General features: G+C 64.1%; 24 protein-coding genes. 14 read left to right on the top strand and 10 right to left on the bottom strand.

Features of this window, described 5'->3' with window-relative positions; genetic code table 11:
- The first annotated feature begins 3 nt into the window (after positions 1-3).
- Entirely contained in the window at positions 4-984 is a 981-nt protein-coding gene (locus LMTR21_RS36060) for a homoserine kinase (RefSeq protein ID WP_065752207.1), read from the top strand.
- Positions 981-1,445, top strand: a complete 465-nt coding sequence (gene rnhA, locus LMTR21_RS36055; protein ID WP_065752206.1) for a ribonuclease HI — start codon at positions 981-983, stop codon at positions 1,443-1,445. The genes LMTR21_RS36060 and rnhA overlap by 4 nt, the downstream gene beginning before the upstream one ends.
- Before the next feature lie 175 nt (positions 1,446-1,620).
- Here rnhA and LMTR21_RS36050 read toward each other — a convergent pair whose 3' ends face one another.
- The 6 genes from LMTR21_RS36050 to LMTR21_RS36025 form a co-directional block, all read right to left on the bottom strand.
- Positions 1,621-2,106 carry a peroxiredoxin gene (locus LMTR21_RS36050; RefSeq protein WP_057854710.1) on the bottom strand — a complete coding sequence of 162 codons (486 nt, stop codon included), beginning with the start codon at positions 2,104-2,106 and terminating at the stop codon, positions 1,621-1,623.
- Positions 2,107-2,215: 109 nt separating this feature from the next.
- The gene (locus LMTR21_RS36045; RefSeq protein ID WP_065752205.1) at positions 2,216-2,767 is read right to left on the bottom strand and encodes a DUF924 family protein; all 552 of its coding nucleotides are present in this window, start codon (positions 2,765-2,767) and stop codon (positions 2,216-2,218) included.
- Between the two features lie 21 nt (positions 2,768-2,788).
- Positions 2,789-4,471, bottom strand: coding sequence for a long-chain fatty acid--CoA ligase (locus LMTR21_RS36040; protein ID WP_065752204.1), 1,683 nt, complete (start codon positions 4,469-4,471; stop codon positions 2,789-2,791).
- 275 nt (positions 4,472-4,746) lie between these two features.
- A complete protein-coding gene (locus LMTR21_RS36035; protein ID WP_065752203.1) occupies positions 4,747-6,210 on the bottom strand; it encodes a D-alanyl-D-alanine carboxypeptidase family protein in 1,464 nt (487 codons plus the stop codon).
- Between the two features lie 259 nt (positions 6,211-6,469).
- On the bottom strand, positions 6,470-8,233 hold the full coding sequence (locus LMTR21_RS36030; protein ID WP_065752202.1) for a glucan ABC transporter ATP-binding protein/ permease: 1,764 nt from the start codon (positions 8,231-8,233) through the stop codon (positions 6,470-6,472).
- 132 nt (positions 8,234-8,365) lie between these two features.
- Entirely contained in the window at positions 8,366-9,442 is a 1,077-nt protein-coding gene (locus LMTR21_RS36025) for an ABC transporter substrate-binding protein (RefSeq protein WP_065752201.1), read from the bottom strand.
- Between the two features lie 244 nt (positions 9,443-9,686).
- Between LMTR21_RS36025 and LMTR21_RS36020 the strand changes: the two genes are divergently transcribed.
- The 5 genes from LMTR21_RS36020 to LMTR21_RS36000 all read left to right on the top strand — a co-directional run bounded on the left by LMTR21_RS36020 (position 9,687) and on the right by LMTR21_RS36000 (position 13,074).
- Positions 9,687-10,079 carry a hypothetical protein gene (locus LMTR21_RS36020; protein ID WP_065752200.1) on the top strand — a complete coding sequence of 131 codons (393 nt, stop codon included), beginning with the start codon at positions 9,687-9,689 and terminating at the stop codon, positions 10,077-10,079.
- Between the two features lie 119 nt (positions 10,080-10,198).
- Positions 10,199-10,621, top strand: coding sequence for a phosphoribosyl-ATP diphosphatase (gene hisE, locus LMTR21_RS36015; RefSeq protein ID WP_065752199.1), 423 nt, complete (start codon positions 10,199-10,201; stop codon positions 10,619-10,621).
- A gap of 45 nt (positions 10,622-10,666) precedes the next feature.
- Positions 10,667-11,266: a YqaA family protein gene (locus tag LMTR21_RS36010; RefSeq protein WP_187399269.1), complete on the top strand. Its 600-nt coding sequence runs from the start codon at positions 10,667-10,669 to the stop codon at positions 11,264-11,266.
- A gap of 112 nt (positions 11,267-11,378) precedes the next feature.
- Positions 11,379-11,888, top strand: coding sequence for a hypothetical protein (locus LMTR21_RS36005; protein WP_246175970.1), 510 nt, complete (start codon positions 11,379-11,381; stop codon positions 11,886-11,888).
- A 217-nt stretch (positions 11,889-12,105) separates the two neighbouring features.
- Positions 12,106-13,074, top strand: coding sequence for an NAD(P)H-dependent flavin oxidoreductase (locus tag LMTR21_RS36000; RefSeq protein ID WP_065752197.1), 969 nt, complete (start codon positions 12,106-12,108; stop codon positions 13,072-13,074).
- Between the two features lie 85 nt (positions 13,075-13,159).
- Here the strand turns inward: LMTR21_RS36000 and LMTR21_RS35995 are convergent, their stop codons facing one another.
- Positions 13,160-14,647 carry an aldehyde dehydrogenase family protein gene (locus LMTR21_RS35995; protein WP_065752318.1) on the bottom strand — a complete coding sequence of 496 codons (1,488 nt, stop codon included), beginning with the start codon at positions 14,645-14,647 and terminating at the stop codon, positions 13,160-13,162.
- A gap of 114 nt (positions 14,648-14,761) precedes the next feature.
- Here LMTR21_RS35995 and LMTR21_RS35990 point away from each other — a divergent pair, with 114 nt between their 5' ends.
- The 3 genes from LMTR21_RS35990 (at position 14,762) to LMTR21_RS35980 (ending at position 17,578) form a co-directional block, all read left to right on the top strand.
- Entirely contained in the window at positions 14,762-15,850 is a 1,089-nt protein-coding gene (locus LMTR21_RS35990; protein ID WP_065752196.1) for a substrate-binding domain-containing protein, read from the top strand.
- Between the two features lie 95 nt (positions 15,851-15,945).
- A complete protein-coding gene (locus LMTR21_RS35985; RefSeq protein ID WP_065752195.1) occupies positions 15,946-16,683 on the top strand; it encodes an SDR family NAD(P)-dependent oxidoreductase in 738 nt (245 codons plus the stop codon).
- A 121-nt stretch (positions 16,684-16,804) separates the two neighbouring features.
- A complete protein-coding gene (locus tag LMTR21_RS35980) occupies positions 16,805-17,578 on the top strand; it encodes a thioesterase family protein (protein ID WP_065752194.1) in 774 nt (257 codons plus the stop codon).
- A 181-nt stretch (positions 17,579-17,759) separates the two neighbouring features.
- Here LMTR21_RS35980 and LMTR21_RS35975 read toward each other — a convergent pair whose 3' ends face one another.
- Both LMTR21_RS35975 and LMTR21_RS35970 read right to left on the bottom strand, forming a co-directional pair.
- Positions 17,760-19,328: an ABC transporter substrate-binding protein gene (locus LMTR21_RS35975; protein ID WP_246174944.1), complete on the bottom strand. Its 1,569-nt coding sequence runs from the start codon at positions 19,326-19,328 to the stop codon at positions 17,760-17,762.
- A 59-nt stretch (positions 19,329-19,387) separates the two neighbouring features.
- Positions 19,388-19,924 (bottom strand): hypothetical protein, encoded by a 537-nt coding sequence (locus tag LMTR21_RS35970; RefSeq protein WP_065752316.1) that lies wholly within the window; start codon positions 19,922-19,924, stop codon positions 19,388-19,390.
- A gap of 597 nt (positions 19,925-20,521) precedes the next feature.
- Here LMTR21_RS35970 and minC point away from each other — a divergent pair.
- From minC to minE, 3 genes are read left to right on the top strand one after another with little or no spacing between them, the layout of a single operon-like run.
- On the top strand, positions 20,522-21,220 hold the full coding sequence (gene minC, locus LMTR21_RS35965) for a septum site-determining protein MinC (protein WP_057835039.1): 699 nt from the start codon (positions 20,522-20,524) through the stop codon (positions 21,218-21,220).
- Positions 21,221-21,241: 21 nt separating this feature from the next.
- Entirely contained in the window at positions 21,242-22,057 is an 816-nt protein-coding gene (gene minD, locus LMTR21_RS35960) for a septum site-determining protein MinD (protein ID WP_065752193.1), read from the top strand.
- The gene (gene minE / locus LMTR21_RS35955) at positions 22,054-22,350 is read left to right on the top strand and encodes a cell division topological specificity factor MinE (protein ID WP_187399268.1); all 297 of its coding nucleotides are present in this window, start codon (positions 22,054-22,056) and stop codon (positions 22,348-22,350) included. Before minD ends, minE begins: the two co-directional genes overlap by 4 nt.
- Before the next feature lie 72 nt (positions 22,351-22,422).
- On the opposite strand, the gene LMTR21_RS35950 is transcribed toward minE, so the two are convergent.
- On the bottom strand, positions 22,423-23,985 hold the full coding sequence (locus LMTR21_RS35950; RefSeq protein ID WP_065752192.1) for an AMP-binding protein: 1,563 nt from the start codon (positions 23,983-23,985) through the stop codon (positions 22,423-22,425).
- Positions 23,986-24,082: 97 nt separating this feature from the next.
- Between LMTR21_RS35950 and LMTR21_RS35945 the strand changes: the two genes are divergently transcribed.
- Positions 24,083-25,063 carry an NAD(P)H-dependent flavin oxidoreductase gene (locus LMTR21_RS35945; RefSeq protein WP_148636041.1) on the top strand — a complete coding sequence of 327 codons (981 nt, stop codon included), beginning with the start codon at positions 24,083-24,085 and terminating at the stop codon, positions 25,061-25,063.
- The last annotated feature ends 23 nt before the right edge of the window (positions 25,064-25,086 follow it).

Genomic DNA, 25,086 nt, shown 5'->3' with positions numbered 1-25,086 from the left:
CTCATGGCGGTTTACACCGACGTCGCCGCCGAAGACCTCGCGGAGTTCCTGAAGGGCTATGACATCGGCGAATTGCTCTCCTACAAGGGCATCGCCGAGGGCGTCGAGAATTCCAACTTCCTGATGCATACGAGCCAGGGCGCCTTCATCCTTACGCTCTATGAAAAGCGCGTGGCGGTGGACGACCTGCCGTATTTCCTGTCGCTGATGGCGCATCTGGCGGAGCGCGGCGTGCGTTGTCCGCAGCCGGCCCGAAACCGCAAGGGCGAGGTCTACAGCGAACTGGCCGGCCGTCCGGCGGCGATCATCAATTTCCTCGAAGGCATGTGGCCGCGACGGCCGACCGCCGCGCATTGTACCGGTGTCGGCGAGGCGCTGGCGAAAATGCATCTGGCCGGTCACGACTTTCCGATGTGTCGGAAGAACCCGTTGTCGGTCGAGGGCTGGCGGCCGCTGTTCGATCTCGCGGCACCGCGCGCCGACAGCGTCGCACCAGGCTTGCAGGACTTCATCGCGCGCGAGCTCGATCATCTCGAGGCGTGCTGGCCGAAAGACCTGCCGCTCGGCGTCATTCATGCCGACCTGTTTCCCGACAACGTTTTCTTCCTCGGCGACAGACTGTCGGGGCTGATCGACTTCCCGTTTTCCTGCAACGACATCCTGGCCTACGACGTCGCGATCTGCCTGAACGCGTGGTGCTTCGAGCCGGATCATTCCTTCAACGTCACCAAGGCCAGGGCGCTGCTCAATTCTTACGGCCGCGAGCGGCAATTGTCCGAGGCCGAACAGGAAGCGCTGCCGCTGCTGGCGCGCGGCGCGGCGCTGCGCTTTTTGCTGACGCGGCTTGTCGACTTCCTCAACGTGCCGCCGGGCGCATTGGTGAAGCCGAAGGACCCGCTCGAATATGTCCGCAAGCTGCGCTTCCACCAGAATGTCGCAAGCGTGCGCGACTACGGCCTGACCCAGCCGGGATACGTCGCTTGAGCGAATTGCCTCACGTCACCGTTTTTACCGACGGCGCCTGTTCGGGCAATCCCGGTCCGGGCGGCTGGGGCGCCATCCTGCGGTTCGGCGACAAGGAGAAAGAGCTGAAGGGCGGCGAGGCGCACACCACCAACAACCGCATGGAGCTGATGGCGGCGATCTCGGCGCTGGAAGCGCTGAAGAAGCCCTGCGTGGTCGATCTCACCACCGACAGCCAATATGTGCGCCAGGGCATCACCGGCTGGATCCATGGCTGGAAGAAGAACGGCTGGCGCACCGCGGACAAGAAGCCGGTCAAGAATGTCGAACTATGGCAGCGCCTCGACGCCGCGCTGAAGCCGCACCAGGTCCGCTGGCACTGGATCAAGGGTCACGCCGGCCACGCCGAAAACGAGCGCGCCGATCAGCTGGCGCGCGAGGGTGTCGCGATGGCGAGGTTGCAGGAGAGGGTGGGGAAGTAGGCGGCGGATGTTGCTGCGACAACCAACGACCGTCGTCACCCGCGAAGGCGGGTGACCCAGTATTCCAGAGGCGTTGAGAAATACGGAGGGCTGCGGCGTACTGGATCGCCCGGTCAAGCCGGGCGACGACAGCCTTTGTTGTGGCGACTTCGTTACGCGACGACGCGCCTCAGCCTTACAGCTGTCCCAGCAGCGTATCGCCGCCGGAGACTTCCACCTTGCCAGGCGCCGGCTCGAGGTTGAGCTTCTTCACCACGCCGTCATCCACCAGCATCGAATAGCGCTTGGAGCGGATGCCCAGCCCGTTGCCGGAGGCGTCGAGCTCCATGCCGATCGCCTTGGTGAAGTCGGCATTGCCGTCGGCGAGGAACACGGCTTCGTCGCGCTGGTCGGTATCGCGCTTCCAGGCGTTCATGACGAAAGCGTCGTTGACGGAGACGATGGCGATGGTGTTCACACCCTTGTCCTTGATGGCATAGGCGTTGAGGAAGATGCTCGGCAGGTGCATCTTGTGGCAGGTGCCGGTGTAGGCGCCGGGCACCGCGAACAGCGCCACCTTCTTGCCCTTGAAAATATCGTCGGTGGTTTTGACCTGCGGGCCTTCCGCCGTCATCACGCGAAACTTGGCTTCCGGCAGCTTGTCGCCAACTTGGATCGTCATCGTCAATTCTCCCTCAATGAGCGGATAGTTTCTTAGACCGGGCAGGCGGCCGGTACAATATTCGTCGGGCTCGAAACGGCAACGGGCGAGCCCATTCACGCTTGCGTCATCAGGGCGAAAAGCCGCCTTCGTCCAAAAAGGCCTGCTCCTCGGGCGTACTCGCGCGGCCCAAAATGTGGTTGCGATGGGGAAAGCGGCCGAAGCGGCGGATGATATCGGCGTGGTGTTCGGCCCATTTCAGGTTCTCGGCATGCCCGGCCGTGCGTGACAGCTCGATGCAGCGCAACTGGTCGGGCAGGTGCTCCGAATGCATCAGGGGCAGATAGAGGAATTCGCGCAAAGCGGAATCGATCCGCGCGTCGACACCGCGCGCGATGGCGCGATGTGCCACTTCGCGCGCCTGGGCGTCGCTGGCATAGGTTTTGACATCGCCGCGGAACATGTTGCGCGGAAACTGGTCGAGCACGATGACGAGCGCCAGCGCGCCGTCATCGCTCGCTTCCCATGACGATAATTCGCCGGCCGCCGCTCTCTGCCACAGGCCCAGATAACGCCGGCGCACATCGGCGTCGAACGCATCGTCGCCCGTGTACCAGCGGCTGGGGCCGGCGTCGCGCCAGAAGGCCAGAATGTCGGCCGGCGCGACGCTGATCTCGGTCATGTCGGAGGTCCGCGGGCCTCTTCAGGCCGCGGCCTTCTTCTCGTCGCGCAGTTCGCGGCGCAGGATCTTGCCGACATTGGTCTTCGGCAGGTCGGTCCTGAACTCGATCTGCTTGGGTACCTTGTAGGCGGTGAGCTGCGTGGTGCAGAACTTGATGACGTCGTCGGCCGAGAGGTTCTGGTCCTTCTTGACGATGAAGGCCTTCACCGCCTCGCCGGACTTCGCATCCGCAACACCGATCACGGCGCATTCCAGCACGCCCGGATGGCTCGCGATCACTTCCTCGATCTCGTTCGGATAGACGTTGAAGCCCGAGACCAGGATCATGTCCTTCTTGCGGTCGACGATCTTGGTGTAGCCGCGCTCGTCCATCACGCCGATGTCGCCGGTGCGGAAGAAGCCGTCCGCGGTCATCACATTCGCGGTTTCTTCCGGTCGGTTCCAGTAGCCGGCCATCACCTGCGGACCCTTGGCGCAGATCTCGCCGGCTTCGCCGAGCGGCACTTCCTTGCCGTCGTCGTCGCGGATCGAGAGATAGGTCGAGGGCACCGGGATGCCGATCGAGCCGGAGAACTGGTCGGTGTCGGCGGGATTGCAGGTCAGCGTCGGCGAGGTCTCGGACAGGCCATAGCCTTCCGACAGCGCGCAGCCGGTGACTTTCAGCCACTTCTCGGCGACCGGCTTCTGCGTCGCCATGCCGCCGCCGAACGAGGTCTTCAGCTTGGAGAAGTCGAGCTTGTCGAAGCCGGGCGTGTTCAACAGGCCGTTGTAGAGCGTGTTGACCGCCGGGAAGCTGTTGACCTGGTATTTCTGCAGCTCCTTGATGAAGCCCGGCATGTCGCGCGGGTTCGGGATCAGGAGGTTGACGCCGCCGGCGCGCATCGCCAGCAGGAAGCAGGCCGTCAGCGCGAAGATGTGATAGAGCGGCAGCGCGCAGACGATGAAGAGCTGCTCGACATGCGGCGGCTTCTTCAGCGCCGGCTGCAGCCAGGCGTCGTTCTGCAGCACGTTGGCGAGGATGTTCCTGTGCAGCAGCGTCGCGCCCTTGGAAACGCCGGTGGTGCCGCCGGTATATTGCAGGAAGGCGACGTCATCGCGCGTGAGCTGCGGCTTGCTGAGCTTCAGGCTGCGGCCGGCGCCGAGCGCCTCGTTGAACGAGACCGCGCCCGGGATCGACCAGGCCGGCACCATCTTCTTCACCTTGCGCACCACGAGGTTGACGATCACGCCCTTGAAGCCGAGCAGGTCGCCCATGCTGCCGACGATCACGTGCTTGACGGACGTCCTCGCGATCACCTGCTGCACCGTGGTGGCAAAGTTCTCCAGCACGATGATCGCCTCGGCGCCGGAATCCTTGAGCTGATGCTCGAGCTCACGCGGGGTGTAGAGCGGGTTGACGTTCACGACAGCATAGCCGGCGCGCAGCACGGCGGCGGTCGACACCGGGTATTGCAGCACGTTCGGCATCATCAGCGCGACGCGGGCGCCCTTCTGCAGGCCCTTGCTCTGCAGGTAGGCGCCAAGCGCGGCCGACATATCGTCGAGGTCGCGGTAGCTGATCGACTTGTCCATGCAGATGAACGCCTTGCGGTCGGCGAACTTCTTGAAGCTCTCTTCCAACAGCTCAACGAGCGACGAGTACTGGTTGACGTCGATATCGGCTGGTACGCCGGCCGGATATTGCTTGAGCCAGATCCGCTCCATGGTAGTTCCCCTCTGGTTCCGAGCCCGCTCTGATTGCATCAGATCCGCGCTCCAATTTTTGTTATGACGCGTTTTATTGATGCGAACTGATATTCAGCTTCGCTCGAAAACGCCATGGCTCCCTGTTTCTCGGCCGGGCGCGCCTTGTTTTGGGCAGTATTGTGAATGCAGCCGCCGATAGCAAGCGGCTGCGTGCTATCGGCGCATTGCGGCGAACTGGAATAGTTCAGCCGAACGGCAGCAAAACTGCCTAATTACGTGGCTCTGCGGCCCCGTTAACCAGCCGGCTTGTTTTCGCCCTTGGGTTTAGCGGCGGCATTGGGCTTGGCCGGCTTCGGCGCCGGCTTGTCCCCGACGGCCGCAGGCTTGGCGGCTACGGGCTTGGCGGCTACGGGCTTTGCGGCCGCGGGTTTGGCGGCCGGCTTTTTTTCGGCCGATGTGGCGGCAGGGGCCGGCTTGGCGGCGGCCTCCGGCTTGGCGTTTGCGTGCCTGACCGTAGCAGGCTTGGTGCCCGGCTTCGCGCTGGCTTCAGCCTTTGGCGCCGCGCCATCAGGCTTCTTTGCGATCTTCGATTTCTTGCCGCGCTTGGCCGACGACGCCTGCTTCTCGGCCTCCGCCGCAACGGCCGCGATCAGGGCGGCGCCGGTCTTGGTCGGGCCAGTGTATACCGGAACGGGTTCGGAGGGCTCCGCCGCGGCCGCCAGCAGATCCGCCGGCTTGATCGGGTGCTGTAGCCCCGCCGTGAAGAATGAGACCGCGGTCTCACCGGTCGAAGCGTTGCCGTTGCTGGCCACGACATCCGGGTCTTCGTCTGTCGCCGGACGCTTGCGCTTGCCGCCGCACATCTCCTCGCGCAGGTTCGGCGGCGTCGCATCGACAGGAACCAGACTGTCGACGGTGCCGAGCGCAGGCTTCAGCCAGCCCAGCCCGCCGCCAAAGCCGCGCTCCAGCAATTGCGCCGCGCGCACCGCGCGCGCATGACCCGACGATGAGCCGAGCACGACGGCGATCAGCCGCTTGCCGTTACGCGTCGCGGAGGCGACCAGATTGTAGCCGGAAGCGCAGATGAAGCCGGTCTTGAAACCGTCGGCGCCGGGATAGCGCCCGATCAGCTTGTTGAAGTTCTGCGTCACCCTGCGGCCGTAACGGATCGAGGGGATATGCATGAAGTATTCGTATTCCGGCAGGTCGCGGATGTAGGCGCGCGCCAGCATCGCGAGATCGCGCGCCGAGGTGACCTGTCCGTCCGCCGGCAGGCCGTTCGGATTGACGTAGCTCGTCTGCGTCATGCCGAGCTTCCGCGCGGTCTGGTTCATCATGCCGGAGAAACCGTCGACCGATCCGCCGACGCCTTCGGCGAGCACCACGGCCATGTCGTTGGCCGACTTCACCATCATCATCTTGAGCGCGTTATCGACGGTGACCTGGGTGCCCGGAGGAAAACCCATCTTGGACGGCGACTCCGCGGCGGCGACCGGCGACACCGTAAGCAGCGTGTCGAGCGAGAGGCGTCCTTCCTTCACCGCCTTCAGCGTGACATAGGCGGTCATGATCTTGGTCACGGAAGCCGGATACCAGGGCATCGTCGCGTTGTCGGCCTGCAGGACCTTGCCGGTGTCGGCTTCGACGACCAGCAGCGCTTCGGCGTGCGCGGCGCGCGGCGTCACGACGGCAAGCGCTGCCGCAACGAGAATCCAGGTGAGCGACGGGCTGCGAAGCAGCGGGCGAAGAAGATGCACTTTTCCGTTCCGGTCCTTTGAGACCCGCCTTCGAAAAGGAGGTCCTTGAGATCTAACGTTCGGGTTTCAAGCGTGTCCGGCGCCGTTGCTTTGCGGCGATGCAAACCTATACCGGCTTGGCTATTCAGAACAGGGGCCGGGTAATTAAATCGTGGACGAAATCGTGGCAAATGCGGCGGTATCTGACGGTGACGGCGCTCACCCAGGCTCTCGGTTCACCCAAATCCTGCCCTGCGCAAAAATCCTATTTCACCTCGATTCAGGCGCGTGCGCTCTCCTGCACCATGAACTGGGCCTTGGCGAGTTCCGCAAAACGTCCGCCCTTGGCTACCAGTTCGTCGAAAGTTCCGCTTTCGATCACCCGGCCATTGTCGAACATCAGGATCCTGGTGGCGTTGCGGATGGTCGAAAGCCGGTGCGCGATCACGAAGGTGGTGCGGCCCTTCATGACCTCGTCGAGGGCCGCGTTGACCTTGGCCTCGGTGACGGCATCGAGCGCGCTGGTGGCCTCATCCAGGATCAGGATCGGCGGGTCCTTCAACAGCGCGCGGGCGATCGACAGGCGCTGGCGCTCGCCGCCGGACAGCATGCGGCCGCGCTCGCCGGCATGGGTGTCGAACTTCTTTTCGCTGCGCTCGATGAAGTCGAGGGCCTGCGCGCGGGTTGCGGCGAGGCGCATTTCCTCCTCGGTCGCATCGGGTTTGCCGACGAGCAGATTGTCTGAAATCGAGCGATTGAACAGCAGCGCCTCCTGGAACACCACGCCGATGTTCCGCCGCAGTGCGGTCAGCTTCAGCGCGCGGATATCCATGCCGTCGATCTTGATGATGCCGGATTGCGGGTCGAAGGCGCGATGCAGGAGCGCGATTGCGGTTGACTTGCCGGCGCCGGTCGAGCCGACCAGCGCGATGGTCTGGCCAGGCAGGGCGGTGAACGAAACGTCTTCGACCGCGGGCCGCTTGCCGTCATAGGAAAACGAGACGTCGTGAAACTCGATGAGGCCGGAGAGCCGCCCGGTATCGACCGCGCCGGGCCGGTCGCGCACCGCCGGCACCGCGTCCAGCACGTCGAAGAATTCCTGCAGGCGCGGCGCCTCCATGAACACGCTGTTGATGAAGCTCACCACCTGTTCGAGCTTCTGGATCAGCATGGTCGCAAAACTCACGAACATCACGATCTCGCCGACCGTCGTCTGTCCCTGCGCGTGCAGGTAGATGCCGACGGTAAAGATCGCGAGCACGGTGATGGTGGTGGAAGCGCGGGTGATGACGGTGACCAGCGCCCACCAGCCCAGCACCGGCATCTGCGCGGCGAGCAGCTTGTCGGCGACGAAGCGCAGGCCCTGCACTTCCGCATCGATCCGCACGAAGCTCTGCACCAGTGCGACGTTGCCGAGCGCATCGGACGCGCGCGCGGAGAGATCGCTGTACTGCGCCTCGACCTCGCTCTGCATGCCGTAAGTCTTGCGCACCACCATCGTGGTCAGCACCGTGAAGACCACGCAGAGCGCGAACAGCAGGATCGCCAGCCGCCAGTTGATGTAGAGCGCGAGCGGCAGCAGCACCACCAGCGACAGGATCGCCGCAAAATGCTCGCGGAAGAATCCGAGCCAGAGCCGCCACAGCGCGTCGGTGCCGTTCAGCATCACCTTCATCAGCCGCCCGGAATGGGTGCCGGTGTGGAAGGTCAGCGGCAGTTGCATGATATGCTCGAAATAATCGGTCAGCACCGCCTGGCGCTGCCGGTGCGCCAGCTTGTCGGCATGGAGCGCGACCAGCGCGCTGCACGCGATGGTGAAGAGGCCGAAGCCTACCCACGCCGCCAGCAGCGGCCAGGCCGAATTCGTTGCCAGCGGCCCGGTCTGCGGCTTGCCCGACAGCACGTCGACGATCTTGCCGAACAGCACCGGCTCGGCGAATTGCGCGCCGGCCAGCAGAAGATTGGCGACCGCGAGAATCCAGCCCAGCCGCGCCTCCTTGCCGAGCAGCTCGAGGACACGGGTGTAAAGGCGCAGCATGGACATCAGGGAAACTCGCGAAGCAGATCAATCGCCTATTGTACACAGGGATCGCTCGGCACGACTAGTGAGGCAGGTGCATATGCCGGGCGGTTGAGCAAGCGGCATGAGCCCCGAACACCGGCGGACGATGGGAGCTCAGTTAACCTGCCGCCCGTTGGATGGGGGCAGGAACTGGTCGTCGAAAATGTCCGACGCCTGCGGTCGCTTCTGAAACTTGAAATCTTCCGCGACCTGATCGATCGAGCGCTCGAAGCGCGCCTGATCGATCGCGCCGATGCCGTTGCGTTTCACTTCGCTGGTCAGGATGTTGTCGCGCAGGATGGTTTGCAGGCGCTCGAGCTCGAGGTCCTTTGCGCCGCCGTCCATGCGGTTGGCGACCTCGGTCGCGGCGGCTGCGGGGTCCTTGACCGTAAGATTCAGGCCGCCGATCACGGCTCGTACGAAGCCCTTCACCGCCTCGGGCTTGGCGGCCGCCAGGGCCGGATTGACGATAATGGCGAAGCCATAGGCCTCGCAGCCATAGTCTGCGAATTTCAGCACCGCCAGATCGTCGGCCGGCACGCCGCGGTCCCGCAGATTGATCGCCGAGAGATAGGAGAAGCCGGTCACGGCATCGATCTGGCCCGCCGACAGCATCGGCTCGCGCACGGCGGCGCTGATGCTGCTCTGTTTCACGTGCTTGAGCTTGATGCCGTTCTGTTGCGCCACCGCCGGCCACAACCGGACCGACAGGTCGCCCTCGGCGACGCCGAGAGTCTTGCCCTCGATGTCCGACAGCATGCGGACGCCGCGGCTCTTGCGGGCGATGATCGCGTAGGGCGCCTTGTTGAACAGCACGAACACCGCCTTGATCCTGGGGCCGCCCTGCTTGTCCTTGTCGCGAAACCGCATCAAGGCGTTGATGTCGACCATCGCAAAATCGCTGGTGCCTGCCGCGACACGCGCGATCGCGTCCGACGATCCGCTGGCAATGTTGGTGGTGACCGCAAGTGCCTCGGCACTGAACAGGCCGCCATGGGCCGCCATCACGAACGGCGCCGCCGCGGCGTCGATCGGCCGGTCGAGCGAGAAGTGGATCTGGAGCGGAGGCCGGGGTTCGTCCGCGGCGCGGGCGCCGTTTGTCGTAAACCCCGCAACGGCGCAGAAGCCGGCAAGGTAAGCCAGGAGAACGCTCAGGAGAGAGCGGATGGCGTTGGTCCTGATCGCACGCATCGAGATTACATCAGCACGAGGTGGGACAAGTTGCCGCGTCGGCGATGTCTGTTTGATGACGTCGCTCACGGCATGAATCGCCCTTGGGCGAGCCATTGTGCAGCTTCTAACCTGAACGGTCGATGACTGCCATGATTTTGCCCGAGATCGTTCAGCTGCCGTTGGGATTGGGGAACCTAATGTGCACCCCAGTGGTTAGCTATCGAGGCCCTGTCAGGCCACAGCTCCCACGGAGGATGTTGAGATGTTTGCGCGAAAAGGTGTGTTTTCATCGATCGGCCGCGCCGGCGCGGTGGCGACGGTTGTAGCGGTGGCGTTGACGGCAGTTGCGCCGACCACGACGTTCGCAGGCTCGGCGCCATCGAGCAAGGGCGTCACGGCCTCGACCGGCACCAGCGACGCGACCGACATCAGCGCGCGCCGCAGGTATTATCGCGGTGGCGGTGGTGGCGCTGCAGCAGCGGCGGCCTTCGCCGGCATCGTCGGCACGGGCCTTGCGATCGCGGCCGCCCAGAACCGCCGCGACTACTACTATGACAACGGCTACGGCTACTATGGCGGTGGCCCGGTCTATTACGGGCGCCCCTATTATGCGCCTCGCCCGTACTATGGCAGCCCCTATTACGGCGGTTGGTAAACCGCGACTGCCGCCGACCGTTAAAGATGAATCCACCGGCCGGGCGGCCGGTGGATTTTTTTATGGTTGCAGGCCAAGCCGTTAACACGCCGGCCACGGTATTGCATTAGGTTCGAGGGATGAGTGATTCGCTGGAGCGGCTTTATCAGGCTGTCATCGCGGCCCGGGATCTCGATCCGGCAACGTCGCGCACGGCCCGGCTGTTTCAGCGCGGCCCCTCCAAGATGGCCAAGAAGCTCGCCGAGGAAGCCATCGAAGTCGTGATCGACGCCGTCAACGGCAAGACCGACGCGGTGATCCGGGAGAGCGCCGACCTGCTCTACAACCTCACCGTCCTCTGGGCATCGGCCGGCGTGAAGCCCGCCGACGTCTGGCGCGAGATGGAGCGACGCGAGGACCTGCTCGGTATTGCCGAAAAGCTGCCGAAGGCGGTCAAGGCGCCGAAATCGGCTCCAGCCAAGTCGCTGCCCAAGGCGACGGCAGTCCCGGCCAGGCGGCGAATTGTCGCGCTGGAAGGCCGTTCTTTGCGCAAGCGGCACTAAATCCTCTCAAATTCCGCGCGTTTCCGGCATGGACAAATCCGCTCCATGGTGGTTCATGCGCGCATGCTCAAACGGACCTACGACTGGTGCATCGACGCCGCCGACAAGCCCTATGCGCTCTGGATCATGGCGGCGGTCGCTTTCGCGGAAAGCTCGTTCTTTCCGATCCCGCCCGACATCATGCTGCTGCCGATGTCGCTGGCGCAGCCGAAGAAGGCGTGGTGGTTTGCGACCGTCTGCACGATCGCATCCGTTACTGGCGGCGTGCTAGGATACGCCATCGGCGCGCTGCTTTATGACTCCGTCGGGCACTGGCTGATCACCGTCTACGGCCTCAGCGACAAGGTCGAAACCTTCCGCGCGTCCTATGCCGAATGGGGCGCAGTGATCATCCTGCTGAAGGGGTTGACGCCGATCCCCTACAAGCTCGTGACCATCACCTCGGGATTCGCCGGCTACAACATCTGGCTGTTCATCCTGTGCTCGATCGTGGCGCGGGGCGGGCGGTTCTTCGTGGTCGCAGTCCTGCTCAACCGCTACGGCGACGTGATCCGGGCCGAGCTGGAAAAGCGCCTCGGCACGTGGGTGGCCATCGGCGCCGTCGTCCTGGTGTTCGGCTTCTACATCGCGTTCAAGCTGGTCTAGCGCTTTGCCGGCATCCCGGCTTCAGGCTAGGTTCGGTCCCATGCCCGGTTCAATCGGCCGTTTGATCAAGCTGCTCCGGACGCAATTTGCGACCGCGGGCCTCGTTGCACCGATGCTGGCGATCGCTCCCGAAGCCGGCTGGCCGCAGGGCACCCCGCAGCCCTCGCTCGGCTTGCAGTCGCCCGCCCAGCAATCGGTGCCGGCTCGGCCCGAGCCGCAGCAGATCGAGCCGCCTCCGTCCCCACGCGACGAAAACCCTGGCCTGATCAACGAAATCGGAAAACTGTTCGAGAAATCCAAATTGCTGCTGCCGCCGCTGAAGAGCCCAGGCGAAACCACGGACGACGCGGCTAACAAAGGTGGCGGCGACGCTCTGTCGAACCTCGCCAGGCCCTCGATCATGGTGAGCGGGCGGGCGGCGTGTCTGGTGGCAGCCAACGGCGCGCCGGACTGCAAGGCCGGCGCCGACCGGCTGTGCCAGAGCAAGGGCTACAAGGAAGGCAAGAGCCTCGACACCGATGCCGCCGAGAAATGCTCGCCGAAAGTGTACGTGCCGGGCTACAAGCGCCAGCCCGGCGACTGCAAGACCGAAAATTATGTGACGCGGGCGCTCTGCCAGTAGCGTATGATCACGAAAGTCCCGCCTGGCTCATGAAGCGGGGGAGAGAAGACCGTGAGCAAACAAGACGTTAGCGCAGGAAAACCGGGTTGCGGAAAACTCAACGCGCCAGCGCGAAAACGCAATACTTGACACTGGAAAGATTGCCTTGTTGGTATGATGCCCGGCATCTCTACGGCGATGCCTCACCCGCTCGAATGAACCTGAAGGATCGCTTCGTATGTCCATGCCCGCGCTGTTCAAGGGCCGCCTGTCGATACCCGTGATCGGGTCGCCGCTGTTCATCATCTCCGTGCCCGATCTCGTGATCGCCCAGTGCAAGGCCGGCGTGGTCGGATCGTTTCCGGCGCTGAATGCGCGCCCCGCCTCGCTGCTCGACGAGTGGCTGGCGCGGATCACCGAAGAACTCGCAGCCTATGACAAGGCACATCCGGAGCGGCCGTCGGCGCCGTTCGCGGTGAACCAGATCGTTCACAAGTCCAACAACCGCCTCGATCACGACCTTGCGATGTGCGAGAAGTACAAGGTGCCGATGCTGATCACCTCGCTCGGCGCGCGCGAGGATCTCAACCAGGCGGCGCACAATTGGGGCGGCATCGTCTTCCATGACGTGATCAACCAGAAATTCGCGCACAAGGCGGTCGAGAAGGGCGCCGACGGCCTGATCCTGGTGGCGGCCGGCGCCGGCGGCCATGCCGGCACGATCTCGCCGCTCGCCTTCGTCGAGGAGACGCGTTCCTGGTTCGACGGACCGATCGCGCTGTCGGGCGCGATCGCCAATGGCCGCGCCATCCGCGCGGCGCGCATTCTCGGGGCCGACTTTGCCTATATCGGCTCCGCCTTCATCGCGACCCAGGAAGCCAACGCGGTCGAGGCCTACAAGGAGATGATCACCTCCTCGTCGGCGGAAGACATCGTCTATTCGAACCTGTTCACCGGCGTGCACGGCAACTACCTCAAGCCGTCGATCGTCAAGGCCGGTCTCAATCCCGACGATCTGCCGACCTCCGATCCCTCCAAGATGAGCTTTGGTACCGACGCCTCCGGCGAGCGCACCAAGCCGAAGGCATGGAAGGAAATCTGGGGCTCGGGCCAGGGCATCGGCGGCATCGGCAAGGTGGTGCCGGCGGCCGAATTGATCGCGCGCTTCAAGAAGGAATATGACGAGGCGGTCGACCCCGCGCTCTGAAATAGTTTAGCGCCCTCTCCCTTGCGGGGAGAGGGCGGCCAAGGCCGGCCTTGGAGTTACAGGCTTTGGCGACAGCGTGTGGCGCTCACACGTTCAGATTCATCCATACCGCTTTCGGCTCGGTGAAGTTCTCCAGCGCCGCCGTGCCGTGTTCGCGGCCGAGGCCGGAATCGCGCACGCCGCCCCATGGCAAACGCACATCGGTATAGCCATAGGTGTTGATCCAGACTGTGCCGGCATTCGCTTTCTTCGCGAAGCGCTGCACGCGTCCGATGTCGCGGCTCCAGACGCCGGCCGCAAGGCTGTAGGCCGTGCCATTGGCGATGCGCAGCGCGTCCGCTTCATCCCTGAACTTGATCACGCTCACCACAGGCCCGAAAATTTCTTCCTGCGAGATGCGCATCTCGTGTTTGACGTTGGCGAACACGGCGGGGCTGATGAAATAGCCGCGGTCGCCGACGCGCTCGCCGCCGGTGGTCAGGAAAGCGCCTTCGTTACGGCCGATGTCGACGTAGTCGAGAATGCTCTTCATCTGTTTCTCGGAGATGACCGGTCCCATTGCCGTGGCGCGGTCGGCGGGATCGCCGATGCGGATCGCCCTGGCGCGCTGCGTCAGCCGCTCGACCACCTCGTCGTAGACCTTCTCATGGGCCAGCACGCGCGATCCCGCCGAGCACACCTGTCCGGCATTGAAGAAGATCCCTGATGCCGCCGCCTTGCTGGCCGCCTCGATATCCGCGTCGTCGAAGATCACGTTGGCGGACTTGCCGCCGAGCTCGAGCGACACGCGTTTGAAGTTGCCGGCCGCGCCGCGCAGGATGCCGCGGCCGACGCCCGGCGATCCCGTGAACGTGACCTTGTCCACATCAGGGTGATTGACCAGCGCGTCGCCGACCACCCGGCCGGGACCGGTGACGATGTTGAGCACACCCGGCGGCAGGCCGGCTTCGAGCGCCAACTCGCCGCCGCGCAGCGCGGAAAGTGAGGTCAGTTCGGCGGGCTTCATCACGATCGTGCAGCCGCAGGCGAGCGCAGGCGCCAGTTTCCACATCCCGATCATCAATGGGAAATTCCAGGGAACGATCGCCGCGACTACGCCGACCGGCTCGCGCACCGTGTAGGTTAGCGCATCATCCCGCGTCGAGACCACTTCGCCAGAGATCTTGTCGGCCCAGCCGGCATAGTAGGTCAGCGTATCGATAGCGGCGGGGAGGTCCTGCCGCAGCACGCCCGCGATCGGCTTGCCGGCGTCGAGACTTTCGAGCGCCGCGATTTCGTCCGCGTGCTGCTTCATCAGGTCGACGAGCCGGAGCAGGATCTGGCCGCGCTCGGAGGCGCGCATGCTGCGCCACGGCCCCTCGAAGGCACGGCGGGCGGCCGCGACTGCACGATCGACATCGACCTCGTTGCCTTCCGCGACCGTGGCGATGACCTGTTCGGTGGCGGGATTGAGCGTCTTGAACGTGCGTCCGGAAACGGACGGGACGTGCTGGCCGTCGATTAGCAGCAGCCGCGGCTTGGCCGAGGGAACGGCAGGGATCGGCTCACGGGAATAGTCATATGCAATCGACATCATATTCCCTCCGTTTGTTGTGCCCAACCTTAGGAGGTTAATTCCTGCAGTAAATATGATATGGTCTGCCTATGAGCCGCTGAGATATGCAGCCAATTTCATAGGTTGTCGCCGATGCACCACATTGAGATCGAGACCGTCTGGCGCTTTCACAAGGAAGGCAGTCCGCAGACCGCGGTGGTGATGCTCGGCGTTCTCAACGAGATCCGGAAGACCGGAAAACTCACCAATGCGGCGAAGCACGCCCAGCTTTCCTATCGGCATGTCTGGAATCTGGTCGAGCAGTGGTCCGATTTCTTTGGCGTGCCATTGGTCGAGACCCATCGCGGCAAGGGCACGGTGCTGACCGCCTTCGGCGAAAAACTGGTCTGGGCTGGCGAACGCATGCAGGCACGCCTTGGTCCGCAGCTTGAAAATCTCGCGCAGGAACTCGCAACCGAGATCAAACCGTTCCTGCATCAACGTCCGTCCGTGATCCGGGTCCACGCCAGCCACGGTTTCGCGGTTTCCAAATTGCGCGAACTGCTGGATCGCGAACCCGGCATCGGTGTCGATCTGCGCTATGTCAGCAATCAGAATTCGCTGGTGTCGCTGGCGCAGGGCGCCTGCGATCTTTCCGGCGTGCATCTACCGCGCGGCGAATTGCGCGCGCAGGGCATCCGCGCCTGCCGGGAATGGCTCGATCCGCGCGAGGACCGTGTGATCAGTTTCGTGACGCGCGAGATGGGGTTGATGGTCAAGCGCGGCAATCCGCTTGACATCAACACGCTCGAGGATGTCGTCGCGCGCAAGGCGCGCTTCGTCAACCGCGATCATGATTCCGGCACGCGCCTGCTGTTCGACCAGTTGCTGGCGCTGCACGGGATCGACGAGGCCAAAATCAACGGCGCGCAGCAGATGGAGTTCACCCACGCCGCCGTCGCCGCCTATGTGGCCAGCGGCATGGCGGATGTCAGCTTTGGCGTCGAGGCGGCGGCCCGACAGTTCGGGCTCGATTTCATCCGGCTGCTGACGGAGGATTACTTCTTCGTCTGCAAGCGCGCATTTCTGGAGACCGAGCCGATGCGGCGCGTTCTCGACATCATGAAGGGCCGCGACTTTCAGGAGGGGGTCGCGAGCCTGCCCGGCTATGTCGCAACCCGCACCGGAACGGTCGATACCGTAAAGGCGTTTCTGGAGAGCGTGGGGTCGAACGCCACCTGATTTTCTACCGGGCGCCATTCACGTGGTCGCGCTTCGACTCCGGCTCTTCCGCAATGGTATGGTTGTATCCGCTTTGATGTCAGAAGAGGCTCGCGATGACGAACGGACAGGATCTGAGCGCGCATGTCGCGCTGGTGACAGGCGCGTCCCGCGGCATTGGTGCGGCGGTCGCGCTCGCGCTGGCCGAGGCCGGCGCTGCCGTCGCGGTCAATTATCGCGAACGGGCAGGGGATGCCGAGGCCGTCGTCGCCAGGATCAAGGCGAACGGTGGCCGCGCCGTCGCGGTGGCGGCTGACGTGTCGCAGGCTGCGGCCGTGACACACATGGTCGAGCAGGTCGCCTCCGCGCTCGGTCCGATCGACATTCTCGTCAACAATGCGGGCTTGGCGATCGTGCGCGGCGTCGATGATCTTACTGAAGATGATTTCGATCACACCATCACGGTGAATCTGAAATCGGCTTTCCTGTGCACGCAGGCCGTGCTGCCGGCGATGCGGGCGCGCAAATGGGGCCGTATCGTCAACATCTCCTCGGGTGCGGCGCGCGGCGCCGGCGCCATCGGCGTGCACTACAACGCCTCCAAGGCCGGCATGGAGGGGCTGACGCGCGGCTATGCGGCTCGCCTCGTCAAGGAGGGCATCACCGTCAACGCGGTGGCGCCGTCGCTGATCGAGACCGACATGATGGGCGGCCGCACCGACCTCGCGCGCAACATCCCGCTCGGCCGCATGGGGCAGGCCGAGGAAGTCGCGCAAGCCGTCGCGATGGTGCTCGGCAACGGCTACATGACCGGGCAGACCATCGTCCTCAATGGCGGCATGGCGTTCATTTGACGCGCTGCCCTGCTCGTGGCTTCCTGCGAATGACGCACGGCGCTCTGCCTGCAACGGTCTCGACTCGTTGCACCGGAGCAGGCAAGAAGCTGTTCCCTTGATCGACAGGACTTCTCACGCAATGGATGCCATCTTTCGCGTCGACGGCTACGATGTCGTCACCAGCCCGTTCGCGGCGGGACCATGGGACCCGAGCATGCAGCACGGCTCGCCGCCGGCAGCGCTGGTGGTTTGGGCGGCGGAGCGGATAGCGACACAGGTGCCGATGCGTATCGCGCGCGTGACCGTCGATCTGATGCGCCCCGTGCCGGTGGCGGCGCTGACCATCGAGACCGAAGTGCTGCGCGAGGGACGCAAGATTCAGCTCTGCGCCGTCAGGCTGTTGGCTAACGGCGTCGTCGTGGTCAGCGCGACTGTGCTGAAGATCAAGGTGCAGGCCCACGCATTGCCGCCCGAGGCCGCGATCGAGCCAATCGAACCGCCGGGGCCGGACCAATCGCGCATCGAGCACGTTGATTTCTCCTCGAGCCCTTTCGTCACCGGCATGTCGCTGCGCGCCGCCCGCGGCCGCTTCGGCGTGCCGGGACCCGGCGCGATCTGGTATCGCGTCGACCGGCCGATCGTGGAAGGCGCAGCCGTTTCGCAGGCGATGCGGGCGATGGCGGCGGCGGATTTCTGCAACGGCACCTCGGCGGTGCTGGATTTCCACGAATGGACGTTTCTCAACGCCGACCTGACGGTGAATTTTTCGCGGGAGCCGGAGGGAGACTGGATTCTGCTCGATGCCGAGTCGTGGGTCGGCCCCGACGGCGCAGGCCTCGCGATGGCGAGGCTTGGCGATCAGCGCGGCTATTTTGGCCGTGCCATCCAGAGCCTCGTCATCGAAAAGCGCTGACTGCGCACCGTTATGAAAAAGCGCTAAGTAAAAACGCAATCCGACGCAGGCTTACTAAAATACTCACGACACAACTATCGCGGTCTAAATTTTCGCGATCGAAGCTTCCTGGAATTCCGGCGCGCCGCATCGAGGGCGCAGTAATTGCCCTGACGATGCGGCTGCACCGGTAGCGCTTTGATCATTCGAGCTCGAGCGGCTGGTAGCGTCCGCTCTCATCGAGCGCCGTGCCCCACACCTTGTTCGAGGCCTGGTGCTCGGAGCGGCCGAAGCTCAGCTGCGTCCCGAGACCGAGGTCGAGATTGCGCATCGTCTCCAACGTGTCGATCAGCTTCTCCGTATCGATCTGCGGGCCGGTCCGCTTGATGCCCGCGATCAGGACATTGGCGGCGACATAACCCTCGAACGAAACGTAGTCGGCCGCTTCGCCTGGGAAATATTTGGCGAGCGCGTTTTTGTATTCGAGCACGGCGGATGAATAGCCCGACACCGCCGGCACCACCTGGGTCACGATCACGCCGTTGGTGTAGCGGGGTCCCAACAGCTTCAGTTCTTCGGCAAGTGCGGTGGAGCCGACGAACGAGACGTTGGAGTAGATCAAGCCGGGATAGACGTCGCGCGTCTTTTCGATGAACCGCGCCGCGGCCCGATAGGTGGCGACCATGACGACCGCCTTGATCGGCGGCTTCGCAAGCTTCAACTGGTTGATCGCCTCGTCGACGTCGACGGTGTTTCGGGCATAGTTGAGCCGCAGGATGGCGCCGTCGTTTGCGCCCATGGCGCGGAACGCCTTCGCGACCCCTTGAAATCCGGAGTCGCCGTAGGAGTCCTGCTGCGCAAACACTGCGATCTGCCGGGGCTGCAGCCGGCGTATCTTGACGAGGTAACGAACGACCGCGTCGGTTTCCTGAACATAGCTGGCGCGATAGTTGAAGACATAGCGATCCGGCGGATCGTTGCGCAGGATGTTGGAGCCGGTGAAGGCCCCAAAGAACAGCATCCGGCGTTCAAGTGCGTAGGGAATCGCCACTGCCGCGGTCGGCGTGCCGACATTACCGACGATGCCGAACACCTGGTCCTTTTCATAGAGCTGCTTCATGGCTTCGGGGGTGCGCGAGGGCTCATAGCCGTCGTCGGCGGCGAACAATTTCAGCATCCGCCCGTCGACGCCGCCGGCATCGTTGACCCGGTTGAAGGCGGTTTCGATGCCGAGCTTCATCTGGCGTCCCAACTCGCGGGCCGAGCCGGAGAAGGGGGCTGCGATGCCGAAGCGGATTTCCTTTTCGCCGATGCCGCGCGGCAGCGGCCCGATCGGGACCGGAGCGGTCGGCGCGGTCGCCGCATTCGCGGCGGTTGCCGCCGCGGCAGGCGAGGGACCGATCACGCTGGAGAGGCTCGGTCCCGAGATCGAGCGTTCGAGATCGGCCAGCTGACGGTCGGCCCGGATGCAATCGATCTTGCCCGAGCTGACGGCAGTGCGGCCGTCGGCGACGCTGCGATCGAACACCTGGGTGAGATCGGAACGCTCGGCCTCGTTTGACGAGGCCTCCCGGATTACCTGTGAAAATTTGTCGACGATGGTCTGGATGCGGGGACGCGCGATGTCGCGGCAGGCCTGGGCCGACCCGATCACGGGGCCGACGCGGCCTGCAAGGTCACGCACGATCGCGATGTCACCGGCTGCCTGGGCGCTGCCCGCGATGCCGAGGAGCACGGCACCGACCAGTAAAGTGATCCGATGCGAGGTCATGGCAAACTCCTTGAGAACAAGATCACAGAAATCCGGGCATTATCGGCCCGTCGTCTGGATCATGGGGTGGTGCGTTGTGGTGTGGCCTGATCCGGCTTCTCGTGCCACTGCATGAACTGCTTGAGCAATTGCGACTGATCCGAAGATGCCGGAGCGCTTGGAGGCGTGGAGGCAAGAAGCGACTGGAATTCGTTGATCGCGGGCTTTGGCGAGGTCTCGCCGGATTGGAACAGGGCAGCCTTGATCGACTGCACGATGCCGGTGGACGTCGACGGCTCACCGTCGCTTTGCCGCGATCCCGGCACGGCGACGACGAAGAACAGCGCCACGAGCGCTGCGACGCCGATGGCGCCAGCGAAGCGCGCCGCGACGCTCCACAATGCCTTCTGCGACTCGGGTTCGTGCATGACCTGCGGATCGAGGGGGTGACGCAGCGCATCGGATACGGCGCTCTCGAGCTGGGTATCGAACGACGCCGGAGAGAACGGTGTATCGGGGCTTGCGCCGAGCGCTGCCGACCGCTCACGTAGCGAGCGCGGTGCGTAGTACAGGGGATCGCGGGGATTGATGTGGTCCTGCTCACTCACACTACTCATACGCTCACTCCTCATGACGCTTGGCGGGTGACCCGGCGGATTGTCTGGCGGCGAAACGGCGGTGGACGTGTCGGACAGGAGTTCCAGGTCATGGAAGAGGCGCGCGGGATCTTCCACGCCCGCTTCCTGTCCGCTCCCGAGCTCGGTTGGAAGATCGGAATCACGGTGCGAGACATCGTCCTTCTGTTCGACGCCGCTTGTCTGCGAGATCACTTCCCGCGGCCACACCTTCCCCACGGCTTCCACTGCCTCGTCCCCTGTCGGCAAATGTCCGTCTTGCCCGACGGATTGGACTGCCGGATCGTAAGGAATCCGCCAGCCATACATAAGTTTGTTGGAACCGCGCGAGGACTAATTTAGGTCGGAAACGTGACGAAAGTAAGTTGAGCTCTCGTTAACTACAACCCATAAGACGCCTTGTTTTCAAGGGCTTTGGCGCGCGCCCCACGCGGCCGGCAGCAAGAATCGGCCACAAATACGCCGGATTCGCCACTCGTTTCGCCGCTTTCTGCGCGCAGCGCGGGTTTTCGCATTAATTACTCGTTAACCAAGTTCGTCGATTCTTAACCATTCACTAAGAAAGGCGAGTCGAACATCATGGACGTCCGAGCGGATACCACGCGTCAACTGGTCCGGCTGCGCGGCCGTTCGTATGTCGCTTTCGTATTCAGCCCCGTCGTGCCGATCGTGGACTGGCTCGGCGAGATCGACGCCACGCTGGCGCGCTCGCCCGGCTACTTCGTCGGCAAGCCGATCGTGCTCGATCTCTCCGCCGTCGATCTCAGCAGCGCCGCCATCGCTCATCTGCTCGGCAGCCTCGGCGAGCGCAACATCCGTGTTCTCGGCATCGAGGGCGTCGAGGAGGAGCGCCTGGCGGCGAACATGCCGCCCTTGCTGACTGGCGGCCGCGCCTGCGTTATCACACGAAACGAGCCGGCGCAGAAGTCGGAGCCCGAGAAGCCGAAACCGACCTCGCTCCTGCTCGAAACCCCGGTGCGCTCGGGCCAGTCCATCGTCTTCATGGAAGGCGATGTGACGGTGTTGGGTTCGGTCGGGTCGGGCGCGGAGATCGTCGCCGGCGGATCGATCCACGTTTACGGAACGCTCCGCGGTCGCGCGATGGCGGGCGTCAACGGCAATTCCAACGCGCGAATCTACTGCCAGAGGATCGAGGCCGAGCTGCTGGCGATCGACGGCTACTACCAGACTGCAGAAGAAATCGACGACTCGCTTCGCAACCGTCCGGCGCAGGCCTGGCTGGAAGGCGACACCATGAAAATTACCCCGCTGAATTAACCGGCTCTAAGGAGATCAAGTATGGCCAAGGTCCTGGTCGTTACCTCAGGCAAGGGAGGCGTTGGAAAAACCACCTCGACCGCCGCACTCGGCGCGGCGCTTGCGCAAGGCGGACAAAGCGTCGTGGTGGTCGATTTCGACGTCGGCCTGCGCAACCTCGATCTGGTGATGGGCGCCGAACGCCGCGTGGTGTTCGACCTCATCAACGTGGTGCAGGGCGTCGCCAAGCTGCCGCAGGCCCTAATCCGCGACAAGCGGCTGGAAAATCTCTGGCTGCTGCCGGCTTCCCAGACCCGCGACAAGGACGCGCTGACCGACGAGGGCGTGGGTCGCGTCATCGGCGAGCTAAGGAGCCGGTTCGACTGGATCCTGTGCGACAGCCCGGCCGGCATCGAGCGCGGCGCGACTCTCGCCATGCGCTATGCCGACGAAGCCGTCATCGTCACCAATCCCGAGGTTTCCTCGGTGCGCGATTCCGATCGTATCATCGGCATGCTCGATTCGAAGACGGTGCGGGCGGAGCGCGGCGAGCGGGTGGAGAAGCACGTACTGATCACCCGCTACGACCCGGCGCGCGCCGCGCGCGGCGAGATGCTCAATATCGACGACATCCTGGAAATCCTTGCGACTCCGCTGCTCGGCATCATCCCAGAGAGCCAGGACGTGCTTAAAGCGTCCAACGTCGGCACGCCGGTGACCCTGAACGATGCCGACAGCGCGCCGGCCCGCGCCTATATCGACGCCTCGCGTCGCCTGATGGGCGAGCAAGTCGCCATGGTCGTGCCGGCCGAGCGCAGGGGCTTCATGAACCGGCTGCTGGGACGGAGGGCTGCATGAGCATGAGGCTGCTGCGGCTGTTTGGCGGCCGTAATGCGTCCGCCCCCGTTGCGCGGGAGCGGCTGCAGATTCTGCTGGCGCATGAGCGCGGGCTGCTCGGCCAGTCCGATCTGCTGGTTACGCTGCGGGAGGAGATTCTCGCCGTGATATCGAAACACGTGGCGCTCGATCCGGACAAGGTGATCGTCAAGCTGGATCGGGGCAAGACCGTCTCGACGCTGGAAGTCGACATCGAAGTGCCGAACAATTTCGACAAGTCGAAAGCGATCACCGAAAGGCGCATGGCCGGCTGAACACCAACGCGACGTGACGCCAGCGCGAACGATCCTTAACCTCTCCCCGAACGAGCGGGGAGGGAGCAGCCGCTACCCCACCATCCGCTCCCGGCCGGTCCAGAAGCCGGCCTTCAGCACCTTCTTGTCGACCTTGCCGACGCCGGTCATCGGCAGCTCGTTAACGAACTTGATGTGCTTGGGCGCATGCGCCGAACCTTTCTTTGCCTTGACGAGGTTGATCAGCTCGTCCGCGTTCGGCCGCGCGCCTTCGCGGGCGACGATCACGGCGGTGACGGCCTCGCCCCATTTGTCGTCGGGCACGCCGACAACGGCGACCATCGCGACGTCGGCGTGCTGCGACAGCACATCCTCGACCTCGCGCGGAAAGATGTTGAAGCCGCCGGAGACGATCATGTCCTTCTTGCGGTCGAGGATGAACATGTAGCCGCGCTCGTCGACGCGCGCGATGTCGCCGGTGTGCAGCCAGCCGTTCTTCAGCGTCTCGGCCGTGGTGTCCGGCCGTTTCCAGTATTCGGCCATCACATGCGTGCCGCGCACGCAGATCTCGCCGGCTTCGCCGGTGACGACTTCCTGGTCGTCATGGTCGAGGATCTTCACCTGGCAGGCCGCGATCGGGAATCCGCACGATAGAAACAGCTCCGGCGTCCTCGGATCGTGGTCTTTCTTGCGCAGCACCGACACCGGATAGCATTCGGTCTGGCCGTAGAGCTGCGAGAACACCGGCCCGATCCGCTCGATGCCCTCGACCAGTCGGCTCGGCGACATTGCGGAGGCGCCATACAGCAGCAGTTCGAGCGAGGAGAGGTCGGTCTTGTCGAGTGCGGGATGATCCAGCATCACGTAGATCATCGTCGGCACGAACAGGGTGAAGTTGATCTTCTCGCGCTCGATGGTCTTGAACACCGCCTCGGGATCAAAACCTTTCAGCATGTGCACGGTGCCACCGCGCATCAGCGTCGGCAGCACCTTGGTGCCCGCGACATGGCTGATCGGGGCGACGGTGAGATAATGCGGCGTCTCCGGGATTTCGAAGTCCGCAAGTATCGCATTGGCCCAACTGCCATACTCGCGATGATGGCGCAGCGCGCCCTTGGATTTACCGGTCGTACCGCCGGTGTAATTGAGGGTCGCGATATCGTCGGTCTGGGCGAAGCTCCGCGCCGTGGCGCTGCCGGCGGCCTCGATCGCCTGCAAGAGGTCGGCGCCGTAGCTGGCAGGGCCGAGCGTGAACACGGTCTTCAGGCCCGACGCCCTGGCGGCGAGTTCGCCACCGCGGTCGCGGAACGTCACGCCGTCCACCACCAGCATCTGCGCCTCGGAGTCTTCCAGTTGAAATAGCTGGTCATCCAGCGAGCCCAGCGGATGCAGCCAGGTGATCGCGAGCCGCGACAATTGCGCGGCGCAGCCGGCGCACCAGGTGTCGGCGCGGTTAGCGGTGAGAAAGGCGACGCGGGTGCCAGGCGCAAAGCCAAGCTGCATGAACACGGCCTGCATGCGCCCGATCATGTCGGTCGCGCCGCGATAGGTGATCGATCCACCCGGCCAACTGAACGCGGTGCGTTCGGGATAGCGCGCCAGCGCCCGCAAGGTCTGCTCGCATGCCGCCGGAAACGCATAGAGCGGATTGCCCATCTTCTTCCTCCCGCTGTTTTGTAATTGGCCTTCGGTCGTGCCAATGTTGGCACAACGCTAGCACAACGATCACGCTGCTCAAGCCGGGAAGAACGCCTTGCCATCCGCCGATCCGCTCTCGCGCTTTTGCGACCGCCTCAGCCTGCCGCTGATCGCGGCGCCGATGTTTCTCGTCTCCGGTGTCGAGCTGGTGGTAGCCGCCTGCCGCAACGGCGTGATCGGCGCGTTTCCGACGGTGAACTGCCGCAGTCCCGAACAGCTCGATGAATGGCTGACGGGCATCGACAGCCGGCTGAAGGCGTATTCGGATGCCAGCGGCAAACCTGCCGCGCCGGTCTGTGCGAATTTGATCGTGCACCGCTCCAATGCGCGGCTGGAGCAGGATCTGCAAGTGCTGCTGCGGCACCGGCCCGAAATGGCGATCACCTCGGTCGGCTCGCCGGCGCCGGTGATCGGGCAGCTGCATGAGGCCGGTGCGCTGGTGTTTGCCGATGTCGCCTCCATCCGCCATGCTGAGCGCGCGGTCGCCGCCGGCGCGGACGGGCTGGTGCTGCTGACGGCCGGCGCCGGCGGGCAGACCGGGTGGCTCAATCCCTTCGTGTTCGTGCGCGCGGTGCGCGCCTTCTTCGATGGGCCGCTGGTGCTGGCGGGTGGCATCGCCGACGGCCACGCCTTGCGCGCCGCTGAGGCGCTCGGTTGCGATCTCGCCTATATGGGCACAAAGTTCATCGCCACCCGCGAGAGCATGGCGGATGAGAGATACAAGCACATGCTCGTCACCAGCAGCGCCGACGACGTGCTGCTGACCACGGCGTTCACGGGACTGCAGACCAACATGCTGCGCCCGTCGATCGAGGCCGCCGGTCTCGATCCCGATAATCTGCCGCAGCGTGGCGCGATCGATATTGCTGAGGATATCGACATCGGCGCGCGCGAAAATCGCCCGAAGCGCTGGAAGGACATCTGGAGCGCGGGGCATGCCGTGTCCGGCGTCGGCGAATTGCTCGATGCCGACGAGATGATTGCGCGCACGGTCGCTGAGTATCGCGAAGCCTCGGCCCACATACGACTTGGCTAGGGCGAAGGCATCGCGCCTTCAAT

Origin of the sequence: Bradyrhizobium paxllaeri, assembly GCF_001693515.2 — a bacterium.
In the GTDB taxonomy this organism is placed as follows: Bacteria; Pseudomonadota; Alphaproteobacteria; order Rhizobiales; family Xanthobacteraceae; genus Bradyrhizobium; species Bradyrhizobium paxllaeri.
The sequence above is the reverse complement of the archived record's forward strand: the minus strand, read 5'-3'. Positions and strand labels throughout refer to the sequence as shown.